This is a genomic window from Telluribacter sp. (assembly GCF_035998675.1).
GTDB lineage: Bacteria > Bacteroidota > Bacteroidia > Cytophagales > Spirosomataceae > Telluribacter.
This window is the reverse complement of the sequence record NZ_DASYHI010000011.1, coordinates 36,986-52,921: the sequence shown is the minus strand read 5'-3', so window position 1 is coordinate 52,921 and position 15,936 is coordinate 36,986. Positions and strand designations below refer to the sequence as shown.

General features: G+C 50.3%; 11 protein-coding genes. 6 read left to right on the top strand and 5 right to left on the bottom strand.

Features of this window, described 5'->3' with window-relative positions:
* Positions 1-658: 658 nt before the first annotated feature.
* Positions 659-3,100, bottom strand: a complete 2,442-nt coding sequence (locus VGN67_RS04875) for a ribonucleoside-diphosphate reductase subunit alpha (RefSeq protein WP_327485653.1) — start codon at positions 3,098-3,100, stop codon at positions 659-661.
* 499 nt (positions 3,101-3,599) lie between these two features.
* Between VGN67_RS04875 and VGN67_RS04870 the strand changes: the two genes are divergently transcribed.
* The 6 genes from VGN67_RS04870 (at position 3,600) to hemC (ending at position 8,789) form a co-directional block, all read left to right on the top strand.
* Positions 3,600-3,842, top strand: a complete 243-nt coding sequence (locus VGN67_RS04870) for a type B 50S ribosomal protein L31 (protein WP_327485651.1) — start codon at positions 3,600-3,602, stop codon at positions 3,840-3,842.
* A 128-nt stretch (positions 3,843-3,970) separates the two neighbouring features.
* Entirely contained in the window at positions 3,971-5,182 is a 1,212-nt protein-coding gene (locus VGN67_RS04865) for a putative sugar nucleotidyl transferase (protein WP_327485650.1), read from the top strand.
* 2 nt (positions 5,183-5,184) lie between these two features.
* Entirely contained in the window at positions 5,185-6,306 is a 1,122-nt protein-coding gene (gene holB, locus VGN67_RS04860; RefSeq protein ID WP_327485649.1) for a DNA polymerase III subunit delta', read from the top strand.
* Positions 6,303-6,809 (top strand): ATP-dependent zinc protease, encoded by a 507-nt coding sequence (locus tag VGN67_RS04855; RefSeq protein WP_327485648.1) that lies wholly within the window; start codon positions 6,303-6,305, stop codon positions 6,807-6,809. The genes holB and VGN67_RS04855 overlap by 4 nt, the downstream gene beginning before the upstream one ends.
* Before the next feature lie 8 nt (positions 6,810-6,817).
* Positions 6,818-7,720, top strand: a complete 903-nt coding sequence (rimK, locus tag VGN67_RS04850; RefSeq protein ID WP_327485647.1) for a 30S ribosomal protein S6--L-glutamate ligase — start codon at positions 6,818-6,820, stop codon at positions 7,718-7,720.
* Positions 7,721-7,853: 133 nt separating this feature from the next.
* A complete protein-coding gene (gene hemC, locus VGN67_RS04845; protein WP_327485646.1) occupies positions 7,854-8,789 on the top strand; it encodes a hydroxymethylbilane synthase in 936 nt (311 codons plus the stop codon).
* An 80-nt stretch (positions 8,790-8,869) separates the two neighbouring features.
* Here hemC and VGN67_RS04840 read toward each other — a convergent pair whose 3' ends face one another.
* The 4 genes from VGN67_RS04840 to VGN67_RS04825 all read right to left on the bottom strand — a co-directional run bounded on the left by VGN67_RS04840 (position 8,870) and on the right by VGN67_RS04825 (position 15,719).
* Positions 8,870-10,552 carry a RagB/SusD family nutrient uptake outer membrane protein gene (locus VGN67_RS04840; RefSeq protein ID WP_327485645.1) on the bottom strand — a complete coding sequence of 561 codons (1,683 nt, stop codon included), beginning with the start codon at positions 10,550-10,552 and terminating at the stop codon, positions 8,870-8,872.
* Between the two features lie 11 nt (positions 10,553-10,563).
* A complete protein-coding gene (locus tag VGN67_RS04835; RefSeq protein WP_327485644.1) occupies positions 10,564-13,626 on the bottom strand; it encodes a TonB-dependent receptor in 3,063 nt (1,020 codons plus the stop codon).
* A 334-nt stretch (positions 13,627-13,960) separates the two neighbouring features.
* Positions 13,961-14,476, bottom strand: coding sequence for a phosphoheptose isomerase (locus VGN67_RS04830; protein WP_327485643.1), 516 nt, complete (start codon positions 14,474-14,476; stop codon positions 13,961-13,963).
* Between the two features lie 175 nt (positions 14,477-14,651).
* Positions 14,652-15,719, bottom strand: a complete 1,068-nt coding sequence (locus tag VGN67_RS04825; RefSeq protein ID WP_327485642.1) for a branched-chain amino acid aminotransferase — start codon at positions 15,717-15,719, stop codon at positions 14,652-14,654.
* Positions 15,720-15,936 lie beyond the last annotated feature (217 nt).

The window sequence follows — 15,936 nt, the reverse complement described above, 5'->3', positions numbered from 1 at the left end:
AGCAGCCCAAAATATTTTCGGAGCTTTTCCTCTCCGCTGCCGGGGCGGTATCCTTTCTGCTGTTTGGATTTTTTCAGACGCCTCCTGCTCTCTCTTTGGGGGGAAGTGGGACCTAAGAAAGGTCGCTTTACCTGATCGGGCCCTTAGTCTTAACGCCGGGGCTGCTCTTATTAGTTCCTGATTAGGAAGAACTTTTAGCTTCACTACATAGGCCTTCTTTTGTGGACCCTGCCCGGCCGTCTGCTGTGCCTTGTTCCCGTTGGTTGGGAGGGCAAAAGTAGTATAGGAGCTACCCTTTCTGCAAGGGTTTGGACAACTATTTTTTTAACTGTCGTCTAAGCGGCTGATCTGCTTCTACTTACTCTGCCAAGCCTGATCCTGATAAACAACATGCACAGGCTATTCCGGAGTGCCACCTCCATAAGAATATTTTCAAGGAGCTTGGGCTTTTTTCCGGACAAGGCTTCTACTTCACCAGAGCACGGGAAGATAACACGGAGGTACTTGACCTTGGTTCCTTAATCTCTGGTTATTTTTAGGGGAGTTCTTTGGCCGAAGAAAGGCCCCGATCCTTGTGGAACCGGGGCCTTTCACTTGGTTATTCTTTAAACTTAAACGACTTCTAGTTTGGTTCTTTGATTAGTAGGCTTTTTAAAGCTTACGAACCACACGCTTCGCAGCCTTCGGGATCATCCAGGGAACATTGCATATCCGAACGGCTGTCGCGATTTACCGGCTTCTTGTGTTCCTGTGCATACTGTTCGTAGTTAAGTTCTTTCTCCGCAACAGCGGCCACGGCAGGCTCAATCTGAGCTTCGGCCTGCTTCTGTACGGTGAACTTAACCGGATCAGCGGCGGCACGGGTACGCAAGTAATACATACCTGTCTTAAGACCTTTCTTCCACGAATAGAAATGCATGGAGGTCAGCTTACCAAAATTGGGGTCCTCCATGAAAATATTAAGCGACTGCGACTGACAGATGTAAGCTCCCCGGTCGGCGGCCATATCCAGGATAGACCGCTGCTTTATTTCCCAGGCCGTTTTGTACAGGTCTTTGATGTTCTGAGGAATCTCAGGAATAGGCTGGACCGAACCATTGGCTGTAATCAGCTTATTCTTCATGTCTTCGTTCCAGAGGCCCAGCTTTACCAGGTCTTTCAGGAGGAATTTATTCACTACTACAAACTCACCGGACAGCACCCGACGAACGTAGATATTGGAAGTAAAGGGTTCGAAGCACTCGTTATTGCCCAAAATCTGACTGGTAGAGGCGGTAGGCATGGGGGCCAGCAGCAATGAGTTGCGTACGCCGTACTTCATGACATCTTTGCGCATCTTTTCCCAGTTCCAGCGGTTGCTCTCTGGTGTTACCCCCCACATATCAAACTGGAAGATACCCTGTGATACCGGGCTGCCAGCCCAGGTTTCGTAAGGACCTTCCTTGCGGGCCAGCTCCATAGACGCTTCCATGGAACCGAAGTAAATGGTCTCGAAAATATCCTTGTTGAGCTGCCGGGCTTCGTCGGAGTCAAACGGCATACGCATGAGACAGAAAGCATCGGCCAATCCCTGAATACCGATACCGATAGGACGGTGACGCTTGTTGCTGCGCTCGGCCTCGGGTACGGGATAGTAGTTCAGGTCAATGATCTTGTTAAGGTTACGCGTAACTACCTTAGTGATCTCGTAGAGTTTCTGGTGGTCGAAGCGCATAAAGCCGTCGCTTGCCAGCGTTACGAATTTAGGCAGCGCAATAGAAGCCAGGTTACAAACGGCTACTTCATCGGGAGCCGTGTACTCCATGATCTCAGTACAGAGGTTCGACGACTTAATAGTACCCAGGTTTTTCTGGTTGGATTTGCCGTTGGCGTGATCCTTATACAGCATATAAGGAGTACCGGTTTCAATCTGAGACTCAAGAATAGCAAACCACAGGTCCTGTGCCTTGATTACCTTACGGGCTTTTCCTTCCAGTTCATATTGTTCATATAGTTTCTCGAACGCATCGCTGTGCGTATCGGACAGGCCGGGGCACTCGTGCGGGCAGAAAAGCGACCAGGTATCATTGGCTTCTACGCGCTTCATGAATAGATCCGGAATCCACATGGCGTAGAACAGGTCACGGGCGCGGCGCTCTTCCTTACCGTGGTTCTTCTTCAGATCCAGAAAGTCGAAAATATCGGCATGCCAGGGTTCCATGTATATAGCAAAGGACCCTTTGCGCTTTCCACCTCCCTGATCTACGTAGCGGGCGGTGTCGTTAAACACGCGCAACATAGGTACTATACCGTTGGAAGTACCATTGGTACCTTTAATATAGGAACCCGTAGCGCGAACGTCGTGGATGCTAAGACCAATACCTCCCGCCGACTGCGAAATAAGCGCACACTGCTTGAGCGTATCATATATACCATTGATGCTGTCTTCCTTCATGGTAAGCAGGAAGCAGGACGACATCTGTGGTTTGGGTGTACCTGCGTTGAACAAGGTAGGAGTGGCGTGCGTAAACCATTTCTCCGACAACAGATTGTAGGTTTCTACGGCCGCCTGAATATCCTGCTGGTGAATACCAATGGCTACGCGCATGAGCATGTGCTGCGGGCGCTCGGCTATCTTACCATCTACCTTCAGCAGGTACGACTTTTCGAGCGTCTTATACCCAAAATAGTCATAAGCGTAGTCACGGTCATATATAATAGTAGAATCCAGTACGGCAGCATTGCGACGGATTACATCGTATACTTCCTTCGAGAGGAGGGAAGCATTTTCTCCGGTTTTGGGATCTACATAAGTATACAGACGCTTCATGGTAGCCGAAAACGACTTGAGCGTATTCTTATGCAGATTGGAAATAGCTATACGTGCTGCCAGAATAGCGTAATCAGGATGCTTAGTAGTCATGGAAGCGGCGGTCTCGGCAGCCAGATTGTCCAGCTCAGCGGTAGTGACACCGTCATAGATACCGGCTACCACTTTCTTGGCTACCTCAATGGGCTGAATATAGTTTCCATCGAGACCATAGCAGAGCTTTTCAATTCGAGCCGTGATCTTGTCAAATTTCACCGACTCTCTTCGACCGTCGCGTTTGATTACGTACATTGGCATGGTATGTAGTTGTTTTTCAACAGGTTATAGATATGATTATTACTATTATTTAAGATTCGGCGGGAAGAATTTTTCCTTGAAGTAACGGCAAAGACTCCTAAAAAACAACCCGGTTTTTTTTACCTTCCGAACCTTACTTTAAAAAATCTAATCGCTATCTAATGTTAATGATTTGTTAAGAATCTTATTTCAAGAGCTTTATAGAATCGCCTACCTAAAGACAGCTATCAAAATAATACCAGAAAATATTTTAAACCCGAAAACTGCTAGTAGTGACTTAATAATCAATCAGTTACTCTTGTCTTACTTAGGGTTTATAAACTAATTATTATAACTACGTGAAACAAGAAAATGATTTGGATTTAGGGCTAAAACTTCGTGAATGGCTGAAAATAAAAAATATAGCAGACAGTATTTGGGGAGATAAGAATAAGTTCCTATTTTTGCAGTCCTTTTCGCAGAAACGTAAATAACACATTAACAATACATAACGATGAAAAAAGATATTCATCCAAATTACCGGGACATCGTATTCTGGGATCTGTCGAGCGATGACAAGTTTATTACCCGTTCGACTATACAAACCAACGAAACTATTCAGTGGGAAGATGGCAAAGAGTACCCTGTGTACAAAGTAGAAGTTTCGTCCAAGTCACACCCTTTCTATACAGGTAAGAACGTACTGGTTGACACAGCCGGTCGGGTTGATAAGTTCAGAAAGCGCTACGGCAAGTAACAATTCGTTGCTGCATACTAGTATAATGAGGCAGTCTCCCATTGCGCAAGCAGAGAGACTGCCTTATTTTTTGCCCGATCCAATAAATTAGGCGAACTTTGGACGTACCATACCATATACTAAGTGGCATGATTAACCTTATTCTGTTCGATGATCCGGTAATACGGGTTCAGTTGCTTCCCTTTACATTTACGCGTCCGGTGGCGGGAATACGTTGTGGTATACTGACGCTGGCTGAAAAATGGTCGAATGCGCTGGGTACCCCTCCCTCCTACCTGACCGAACCTTACCTGCAGACCCGCTACCCGCTGCTAACCGCCGGAGATAACCTATATATAAACGGGGCCCTTTGCCCGGACGAAAACCTGGCTACTGCCCTGCTGGAGCTGACGGCCGAATCGGCGCTGGTATCGGAGCAGAATGAGCTGCTGGCCCTACGGACCGCCCACCGCTGGCAACCCGGTTCCGGCCTTGATTCCTTTAGTAGGAGTACCTACCCCCGGCCGTTCGTGATGATCCGGCAGTTGTGGGATATATTCGGTGAGAACGGCGCGCAGATAAAAGCCGATTTTGACCGGATAACCAAAAACCGCATTTCGCAGGAGCTAACCGACCCCTTCACGCGCTGCTACCGGCCCGAGGCTATCTTTATTGAGGAAGGGGCTACCATAAAAGCGGCTGTTCTGAATGCGGAGAAAGGCCCCATCTATATTGGCAAAAACACCGTGGTGGGGGAAGGATCTATAGTACAGGGGCCTTTTGCTCTGGGTGAGGGAGCCGTGTTGAGCCAGGGAGCTATCATTCGTCCCAATACTACCGTTGGGCCTTACTGCAAGGTGGGCGGCGAAGTAAACAACTCGGTGCTGTTCGGGTATAGTAACAAGGCGCATGCCGGGTACCTGGGCAACTCGGTACTGGGTGAGTGGTGTAACCTGGGCGCTAATACCAACAATTCCAATCTTAAAAATGACTATAAACCCGTTAAGCTGTACAACTACGCGGCGGAAGAGCTGGTAGATACGGGTCGGCTGTTTTGTGGGCTCTTCATGGGCGACTACACCAAGGCGGGTATCAGTACCATGTTTAATACGGGTACCGTGGTGGGGGTCAACGTCAATGTATTCGGTGCCGGTTTTCAGCCCAAATTTATTCCCTCGTTTACCTGGGGAGGTAACGCCGAAGGCTTCACTACCTACCGCTTCGAAAAAGCCATGGCCGTGGCCCGTGAAACCGTACACCGCCGGGACGTGGCTTTCGGAGAAGACGAAGAAACCTTGCTGTGGGAAGTATTTGAGCGTACGCAGGCGCTCCGTATGAAACAGGATATACGCTCATTTTAACCGTGCTATTCAACCAGATACCCGGCCAGGACTACGTAAAGCAGGCGCTTAGGCGCTCGGTTCACCAGAGTCACGTTGCACACGCGCAGCTCTTCGACGGAGCGGTCGGCGGAGGTGCGCTGGCCCTGGCGCTGGCCTTTGCTACCTATATCAACTGCGAAGAGCGGCTCGACGACGACGCCTGCGGCCATTGTGCCTCCTGCGTCAAAATGCACAAGCTCATCCATCCCGACCTGCACGTCATTTACCCCACCGCTACTTCTAAAAAAGTAAATGGTACGGGCAGTGAGGCGTTTCTACCCCTTTGGCGGGAATTTGTACTGGAAAGTCCCTACCGGGTACTGCCCGAGTGGCTGGACTATATCGGGGCCGATAACAAACAGGGGAATATTCCGGTAGAAGAAGCCCGTAACATACTGCGCAAGCTTTCGCTTAAATCCTACGAAGGCGAGTACAAGATCCTGATTATCTGGAAGCCCGAGCTAATGAACCCTTCCTCGGCCAATGCGCTGCTTAAGATACTCGAAGAGCCGCCCGTCAAAACGCTTTTCCTGCTGGTAAGCGACCAGTCTGACCGCCTGCTGACTACCATTCTATCGCGGACGCAGCGCATAGCGGTGCCCACATTCAGCGATGAAGAGGTTAGTGATTTTTTACAAAAACATCACACTATTGAGGAAAGCCGCGCCCGCCAGATTGCCTACCTTTGCGACGGTAACCTGTCGGAAGCGAAGCGGATGGCGCAGGAGAATCCTGATGACCGCCAAAGCTGGTTTGCCGACTGGATGCGCTCGTGCTATAAGCAGGACGTGGTACACCTGGTAAAACTGGCTGATACTTTCGATGCCATGAATAAGGAAACCCAGAAAGGGCTTTTTGAGTACGCACTCCGGCTCTTCCGGGATATGCTCGTCTGGACGCAGGGAGCGGGCGAACTACTGCGGGTACCCGGCGATGAACTAGCCTTTGTCCAGAACTTCTCCAGGGCCGTACCCATGGAAGCACTCGAACGCATGGTGAGTGAGGTCAACGAAGCCTACTACCACGTAGAGCGTAACGTTCGTCCCAAGATGGTGTTCCTCGACCTGTCTCTTACAGTGGCACAGCTTTTTAAAAAGTCATGATTACGAAGCCAAAGAAATCTTCTCCGAAGCGGCGCAAGGATACCCTGGGCGCCACGGAAATAGTAGATTTTCCGGAGTTGGGCTGGCATCAGGTACAGGCCCGTGTAGATACGGGAGCTGCTACCTCTTCCATTCATTGTTCGCGGGTACGTCTGGTAAAGCAGGGAGAGCAGCTTCGGCTTAGTTTTTATCTTGATGTACAGAAAGGGGCTCCCAAACAGCGCTTTTCGGTAAGTGATTTTAAAGAAAAAACCATTAAAAATTCGTTTGGACAGGAAGAGCGCCGGTATGTAATCAAGACACAAATTATGCTGTTCGGGCGGAAAATCCGGACGGAATTTTCGCTGGCAGACCGCCGTACCATGAGCTATCCGGTACTACTGGGGAGAAAACTTCTGAAAGGAAAATTCCTTGTTGATGTGTCCCGGAAAAATCTTTCATCATTAACAAAAAAAATCAAGGTATCCGGTTCTTCGGAAGCCTCTGCTTCATCAACCGCTTAAAACTTACTATGAAAATTGCCGTTTTATCCACCAATCCCGACCTTTACTCAACAAGAAGGTTGGTGGAGGCTATCACCCATAAAGGTCATCAGGCACTGGTTATTGACCACTTGAAATGCTTTCTGATTGTAGAAGGTGGAAAGCCTTCTGTTATTTATAAGAATGAATTAGTAACGGATATTGATGCCATTATACCGCGTATTGGCAGCTCCGTGACGGCCTTTGGCTGCTCGGTGGTACGCCAGTTTGAGCTGATGAAGGTATTCTCGACGGTCAAGTCTCAGGCCATTACCCGTTCCCGCGATAAGCTGCGGAGTATGCAGATCCTGACGAAGGCCGGAGTGGATATTCCCAAAACCGTATTTGCCAAGACTCCCTCGCAGGTCAAAGAACTTATTAAGCTGGTAGGTGGCCCGCCGGTCGTTATAAAACTACTGGAAGGTACCCAGGGCGTGGGCGTAGTACTGGCCGAAAGTGCCCAGGCCGCCAAGTCAACGATTGAGGCTTTTTACGGATTAAAAGCAAATTTTCTGATTCAGGAGTTTATTGCGGAATCCGGCGGGGCCGATATCCGGGCTTTCGTAATTGGCAACCGGGTAGTAGCGGCCATGAAGCGACAAGGTATGGAGGGCGAGTTTCGGTCTAACCTGCACCAGGGCGGCGAAGGCCAGCGGATTGAACTCAGCCCCCAGGAAGAAGAAACGGCCATTGCGGCAGCCAAAGCCCTGGGAGTACGGGTAGCCGGGGTAGACATGTTACAGTCAAACCGGGGACCGCTGGTGATGGAAGTCAACTCTTCACCCGGACTGCGCGGCATTGAAAACACGTCAGGAATTGACGTGGCGGCCGAGATTATCAGCTACATTGAAGATAAAATCAAGGCCGACGAAGGAGATACGGTGGGGGTGTAGCAGCTGTAGGCTGTAAGCTTCTTCCGTATGACATCGGCCAGGGTTTAGAAATAAGATTCGTACTAATTTTGTTTCCATAGTGCTTATTGTTTTGGGCATAAAGCCTAAAGCATACGGCCTAAAGCAACCAAAAATGCATATAAAAATAGGAACACGAGGTAGCAAACTGGCCCTTTGGCAGGCGTACTACGTCGAGGAGCTTTTACAAAAAGGAGGCCTCACAACCGAGATTGTTATTATCGAAACCAAAGGTGATAAGATTCTGGACCGCTCCCTGTCTAAGATTGGTTCAAAGGGAGTTTTTACGGAAGAACTGGAAGATCAGCTGCGCTTTGGCAGTATTGATATAGCCGTTCATAGCGCCAAGGATCTGCAGTCGTCACTGGCCGCTGAGTTTGAAATATTGGCTTTTACGGAAAGGGAACTGGCTAATGATGTACTTGTCAGCCACGACAAAACCCTCTCCTTAAAAAGCGGAAAACCTTTTGTAGTAGGTACTTCCTCTACGCGCCGGGTGGCAGTACTGAAGCATTTTTATCCCCACATCAAAACCGTGGATATGCGGGGTAATCTGCAGACGCGCCTGCGAAAGCTGGAAGAGGGACAGTGTGACGCGCTGCTGCTGGCTTACGCCGGGGTACACCGCATGCACTACGACGAAATGATCGCTGAGTACCTTTCGCTGGATGAGTTTACGCCCGCCGTGGGACAGGGAAGTGTAGCCATTGAGTGCATAGTAACCCTGGATGAGGAAAAGAAAAAGACCCTGCGTACCCTGCTCAACCACCCCCCCAGTGAGGTGTGTCTGCGGGCCGAGCGGGCTTTCCTTAAGTACCTGCAGGGAGGCTGTAGCGTACCGGTATTCGGCCTGGCTACCTCCACCGACGGACAGCTCAGTGTAACGGGAGGGATTATCCGCCTGAACGGGAGCGAGCTACTCAGGCGTACCCAAACCGGTCCGGAAAGCGAGGCCGAACAACTAGGTACTACCCTGGCGAAAGAACTGATAGCCGCCGGAGCCGGCGAAATATTAACCGAAATAAAAGCCCAGCAGATACAACAGTCGTAGCCGGGGAAACCATTTTAAACAGCACGAGCACGCCTTCCGGCGTGCTCGTGCTGTTTAAAACAATGCGTACTGCTTCTTCCTTAGTAGCCCGCATTCTGCTGCAGGTACCCGGGCAGGTTAGAGGCTCCGTCAATAGCGGTTTGGGGAATCGGGAAAACCCGCTTCTGCTTATCGGTATTGGTTTTTTCGGTCCAGGTATCTTCGTACTTGCCAAAACGAATCATGTCGGTCCGGCGTACCATTTCCCAGTATAGCTCAAACCCACGCTCGCGGTACAGCAGGTCCAGCGACATGCTGCTCAGCGGTGGCGGCGGGGTAGTAGCGGTACGGGAAGCCCGCACGGTATTAACATCGGCCAGGGCACTGGCTTCACCACCACCTTTACGAAGTTTAGCTTCGGCGCGCATCAGGTACACGTCGGCCAGGCGTAGTATGATAATGTCGGCCTCACCAAAGTTACGGCCACTGACCGACTTCCGGCTAAACTCGTACTTTTCTACCCGGTAGCCGGTGTTGTAGTCACTTCCTGCTACGGTAAAGTCAATCTTTTCGGTGAAGTTAACGGGTAGCGTAGGTCGGTTGCGCGAGTCGTTAAAGAGCGGTCCTACCAGCATACGCCCGTCGGCACACTTCAGGAAAGCACCGTTCTTCCGGATTAGTCCAAACTGCTGACCGCGCAGAATACCGCGGTTGATGTGGAAATTATCCGCCGCCACACAGGTGGCATCAGGATTGGTATAAATCTCTAAGTTCTGCTTGTGGAAACGGGGATCAACCGATGGGTCCTGGGGAGCGTAGGCCTTCACCCAGGTCTGGTAGTAGTCAGGAGTGATGCCGGGCCCGTCGGTACCGTTGGCCGCCGGGAAGGCCGGCAACGGAAACTGGTCACCCGACAGCGAGAAGTAAGCCATCCGGTTGTGCCCGTTCAGGTCGGCCCGCTGGTCTACGGCAAAGATAAGCTCCTTGTTGTCATGGTTGTTATCGTTAAAAACAGAGAAGTACTCCTTAGCCAACTGGTACTGTCCCGACGAGATAATCTTGTCGGTGTACTCAATGACCTTATCCATATCCTCGGGCTTAAACGTAAAGCTGGAGGCGAAGCGGTCGCGGTATACGGCAGCGTTGAGGTGAAGCCGCGCCAGCAGTCCCCACACTGCTCCCTTGGTCAGTCGCCCCGGCCCCACGTTGGTTTCCAGGTTAGGTTCTACGGCCAGTAGCTCATTTTTGATGTACTCAACCGCCTGCTCGCCCCGCAGGATTTTGGAATTCGTATTCAGGTTATCTTTTACGAATATCAGGCCGTACAGGTCCAGCGTAAGCATGGAGTAGTACGCCCGCATGCCCCGGGCTTCGGCCAGGTAAGTTTTAGCAACGGGATCATTGAGCGTAGGCAACGTGTTGATAGCCGTAATGGACCGGGACATGCCCTGCAGAATCAGGTTCCAGGTATTACGTACGTTGGGGTCGGTACTGGTATTGGTGTGCGTGTGCATGGCCAGATAAATACCGTTGTCACCCCAGTCGGTACCTCCCCGGTACGGCAGAATAGCCTCGTCGGTAGAAATCTCCTGAAGGGCAAAGTAGTTGGTATGCTGAAAGATATTCGGCAGCAGCGCGTACACCGGAGCGATGATACCATCGGCCGCCTGCCGGTCCGACAGCCCCGTTACCGAGGTTTCGTCCAGTACATTTTCCATCAGATTGGTACAACCGTTAAGTACCAGCATGCCGCTCAGGGCTATGGCAATATATTTTTTCTTCATGGGTTCTAACATTAAAAAGTAAGATTCAAACCAAGTACCAGGGTTCTGGCTTTGGGGTAGCTGAGGTAATCAATACCATAGGAAGAAATACCATTGATCGTGCGATCGGTATTTACTTCGGGATCATAGCCGTCGTAGTTGGTAATCACGAACAGGTTTTGTCCGGTAGCTGACAGGCGAATACCCGATATCCAGCGGTCCACACCCAGGGCTTTGGTATTGAGGTTGTAGCCCAGCGACAGGTTATTGAGTCGGAAAAATGCGCCATCCTTCAGGTACCTCGAGGAAACCGGAGCCGAGTTATTGATGGATTCATCAGGGAAAGCAATGGCTTCCGCCGTCGTGTTAAGGCCTTTCGATAGTCTGAGTTTGTAAAAGTTAGCGTTAGCCGTGTTGTCGTATACCTTATTACCGGCCACCCCGTTAAAATTCACGATCAGGTCAAATCCTTTGTAGGCCAGGCTGGTGTTGAGGTTGTACTGGCGGGTAGGCAGCGCGGTACCCATGGGTACCCGGTCTTTGTCCGTAATTATACCGTCACCGTCCACGTCGCGGAACGTGTTGATTCCCTTATCGTTAAATCCGGTAAATTCTTTCAGGAAGAATGTACCAATGGGCTGCTCGTTGATATAGCCGTTAATAGTAGCCGAAGTCAGACCTGAGCCCGAAGCGGAACCCGAAGGAATTACCGAATAAGGAGAATTGCTAACCAGGTTATTGATAAAGGTCACGTTTCCTCCCAGGTCAAACCGGAGTCCATTGGCCGCAGTATAACGGTAGTTCAATTCCAGCTCTACCCCTTTGTTCACAATAGTCATATCCGGCACGTTGGTCCAGAAGGTACCCGCCGGCTGAACGGGATCCGCCGGAATTACTTCCAGCAGTATGTTATTGGATACCTTGTTGAAGTAATCCAGGGTACCTGACAAAGCGCCGTTGAACAGCGAGAAGTCAAGTCCGATGTCCGTCTGCGTTGACACCTCCCACTGAATATCGGGGTTGGCTAAACGCGAGTAGGAAGTACCCGCCGGATAGGGACCCGTAGGCAACAGTGGATAACTGGTGGATGACGACACCTGCGAAGTGAACAGAGCCTGGGTGATTTTGGAAGGAATCTCCTGGTTACCCGTTTTTCCCCAGCCCGCCCGTAGCTTCAAGTCCGTAAAGGGGCCGCTCTTCAGGAACTCCTCTTCGCTAAGCCGCCATCCGGCCGAGATAGAAGGAAAAATACCGTACTTATTGTTAGCTCCGAATTTGGACGAACCATCCGCGCGTACAGTAGCCGTCAGCAGGTACTTGTCATTGTATTGGTAGTTAACACGGGAAAAGAACGACTGCAGCTCATTTTCCAGCGCAAAACCACCGGGGCGGTTGTTAACCAGGGTCAGTTCCTGACCTATCCCTGGATTATAGATAGGCTCGATACTACCAAGCGGAAACTTGTTAATACTAGTGTTACGCCCCTGTACAAATATCTTTTGGTACGAGTGTCCCAGCAGAGCCGTCAGGTTGCTCTTGCTCCTGGTCAGGGTATAGGTAAAATAGTTCTCGACCAGAGTATTGCGGTTGTAGGTGTGATAGGTCTCAAGCCGTCCGTCTACCTGAGGTACCGCATTAGAAAGCAACTGTATATCACGAACTGAGCTGGAGTTATCTACGCCTATGTTCAGCTTATACACCAGGTCTTTGGTGATTTTGAACGAAGGAGAAATATTGGCAATAACCCGATTGATGGTTGTGATGTCTTTTTCGAGCTTCAACGGAATGAGTGGGTTGGTACCTCCCTGGTACTGGAAAGGCTCTCCTTTATCGTCATAAGCCGGGAAGGTTGGGTTGGCCGAGATAGCCCCACCCAGCAAGCTCACGATGGGTGGGCGCTGGTTTTGGGTATAGGTAGCATTCAGGTTTACATCCAGCGTGAGCCGGTCTTCCAGAAACCGCTGCGTCACGTTAATCCGGCCCGAGTACCGGTTCAGGTCGCTGTTTTTTAAGATTCCCTGCTGCTTCTGTACCCCTACCGAGGCGTAGTACGACAATTTATCGGCACCTCCGCCAAAGGACAGGTTGTGGTTTTGGGTGTAGGCGGTACGGGTAATTTCTTTTTGCCAGTCGGTCGACGCCCCTCTGTCTTCCAGTACCCCTCCTACGGCGGTTACCTGCTTACGGAATTCATCCGCCGTGAAAACCGGCAAAGCCCGGGCAAGGTTAGAAATGCCGAGGCTACCGTTGTAGTTGAAGGTAGACACGCCGGCCTTTCCTTTCTTGGTTGTAATAAGTATAACCCCGTTGGCACCCCGCGAACCGTAAATAGCCGTAGCAGAGGCATCTTTCAAGACATCAATAGACTCAATATCCTGCGGGTTAAGAAAGTTAAGCGGGTTAATAGCGCCCCCGGTACTTGAGTTGTCCAGCGCCATTCCATCCAGTACAAAGAGTGGGGTACTTCCCGTACGCACTCCCCCCGGTCCCCGGATGGAAATGTTCTGGTTAGCGCCCGGCTCTCCGCTGGCTGATACTACATTTACACCCGCCACTTTACCCTGTAAGAGCTGCTCCGGCGAGTTGATGATACCCTGGTTAAAGTCAGTACTTTTCAGCGACTTCACCGCACCGGTCATGTCTTTTTTGGTAGTGCTACCGTAACCGATTACCACCACCTGCGACAGGTTGGATGCTTCCGTTTTCAGGGAGATATTGATCGTACTTCTTGACCCTACGGCCACTTCCTGCTTTTCGTAGCCGATATAGCCAAATACCAGAACAGAGCTTTCATTAGGTACTGTAATGGTATAGTTGCCGCTGGCGTCGGTGTTAGTACCCCGTTGGGTACCTTTTACAACTACCGTACAGCCTACCAGCGGATCGTTGGTACCGGCATCGGTCACCCGACCGCTCACCGAAATATCAACCGCTTTCTTTGAACTACTGGTAGTATGGCTCCGGGTATCTGAGTCCCGGGCCGAGGCCAATTCGGCTCTTTGGCCGTACACCTGAGGAGGACTGAGCCAGAGCAGTGCTAACAACAAAGCGCCAATACGAAGTAGTGGCGGTGGAGAGGAATAGATTTGTTTCATACGTACAGATGGGTTTGATTGGGACTTGAAGGATGCACAAAGAAAGATACATTAAACAGCACTGGCGAGCCTTTTAAAATATCTTAATAATTTAATAAAGTTAAAATAAATAATTTAATACTACGGACAGAGAATTGATTTATTTAAAGAAAAAATTGTAGTATGAAAACTACTCTCCACCGGGTGCTGGAGGTATAGGCAGGCGGGAAAAAATGAGCGTTAGCCAAGGAGGCCAATTCAAGAAAGAAGAAAAAGACGGGTACATGAGGCGCTAGTACACAAAAGGAGGAGCTGGTCCTGGCCACTCCTCCTTTTGCGTAATTCTATGAATTTATTACCTCCCAAAATCATCCTGCACCCGTACTATGTCGTCTTCGTCGGAGGGATTCGAAATATCGGTATGCTGCCAGATCTCGGCAATGATCCCGTACTGATCTACGCCTACCAGGCGGTGGCGTTGTCCCTGCTCGAGGCTGACAACGGCGTTTAGCGGAAGCTCCAGAAGCTCGGTTTGTTCGTCAGTATCACTGGTCACTACGCCCGCTTTGCCCCCAATTACCTTCCAGATCTCGGCCCGGCGGTGGTGGTACTGCCACGACAAACGCTTGCCCGGAGCTACTACCAGTATCTTAGGACTTAGTTTATCAAAACCAGCGAAATCGGCTACCGAGAGGTGGGGGAAAAATTCCTTTATAAACTCGGGAGCCTGCGCCTCATCCAATACAAAGAAGCCCCCCCACGGGCGATTGTGGTCTTTATCAACTACGGAAATACCCAGGGTATCCAGGTACTGTTGTACCTGTTCAAATACTTCGGTTTTATCAGAGGAAGCGGATACTGAATTGAGCATAGTGTATTGTTCAGGAAGTAGTTTAGAAAAAGATGAAGGCCAAAAGTAAAATTTAAATACCTACTAAAAAAGCCGGAAGTCTCCCGACCTCCGGCTCTTTGGCATTTCCGTCCTCCGTGCCACCGATTGCACGGATCTACCTCCATTTTTACTGTAACCTCTATACGTATCTAAACTAAACTTTCTGCATCCAGCCAAATACATCCTCGGCTTTGCCGGTCCGGATGTCGGTCAGGTACTCCTTTACCTTATTTACAAACGAATCTTCCTTGATGGCGGGCAGCTCATAGTTGGTACCTTCGTAGCCAATCACCGCGAAGGGTGACACTACCACAGCCGTACCGGCTCCGAAAGCCGTTTCCAGTCTGCCTTTTTTAATGGCTTCTATCACTTCGGTAATAGCGATAAGACGCTCCTCGACGGGCACCCCCCAGTGGCGGGCTATCTCTACAATAGACCGGCGGGTAATACCATCCAGAATTGTATCGGACACGGCCGGTGTTACCAGCGTACCGTCAATCACGAACATCACGTTCATGGTACCTGACTCCTCTATAAATGCATGGTCGCGGGCGTCGGTCCAGATGAGTTGATCGTAGCCTTCCTTCTGCGCCAGGCGCGTGGGGTACAGCGAGGCCGCGTAGTTACCGGCACACTTGGCGGCTCCTACCCCTCCTTCCGCAGCGCGGATATAGGTGGTCTCTATCTTTACTTTGGGCGGGTTGGCGTAGTAAGTACCTACCGGTCCGGTAAATATGATGAAGATATAGGTATCGGAAGGACGAACGCCCAGGTAAGCATCCGAAGCAAACATATACGGACGAACATAGAGAGAACTACCCGGCTGCGAAGGTACCCAGCCGGCATCCAGCCGCAGTAGTTCGGTAAGTCCGCCCATGAATACCTCTTCGGGTACCGTAGGCATACACATGCGCTCCGCCGAACGATTAAAACGCGCCCAGTTGTCGCGGGCCCGGAAGGTAAGTACTTCACCTTCTTCGTTTTTGTAGGCTTTCATTCCTTCAAAGATCGCCTGACCGTAGTGCAGAGCGGCCGTAGCCGGGCTTAGGGCCATATCGCCGTAGGGTACTATACGAAGGCTTTGCCACTGCCCCTCGCGGTACTCAGCCACGAACATGTGATCAGATATATTCCGTCCAAAGACAAGATTGGTAAAGTCAACTTCACTCAGTCGCGGGCTGGTGGTCTGCTGGATTTCGATGGGTAAGGTATCGGCTGTCATAAGATTTAGAATGATTACTTGTCCCGAATTACTAAAACGAAGTTTGTCAATGAAGTGTAGTGCCGCAATTTAGTTATTTTTTATTAATAGAATGAAATTGTTTAGTACAACAAGTATCGAAATATTTTCTCTGGCGGGTGCCCCTTTACCTGACTGGTCTCTATACCCACCCTTTTTTGTACTTGGATTCTAAATTCAAAGCACGAAGGACAGGTAC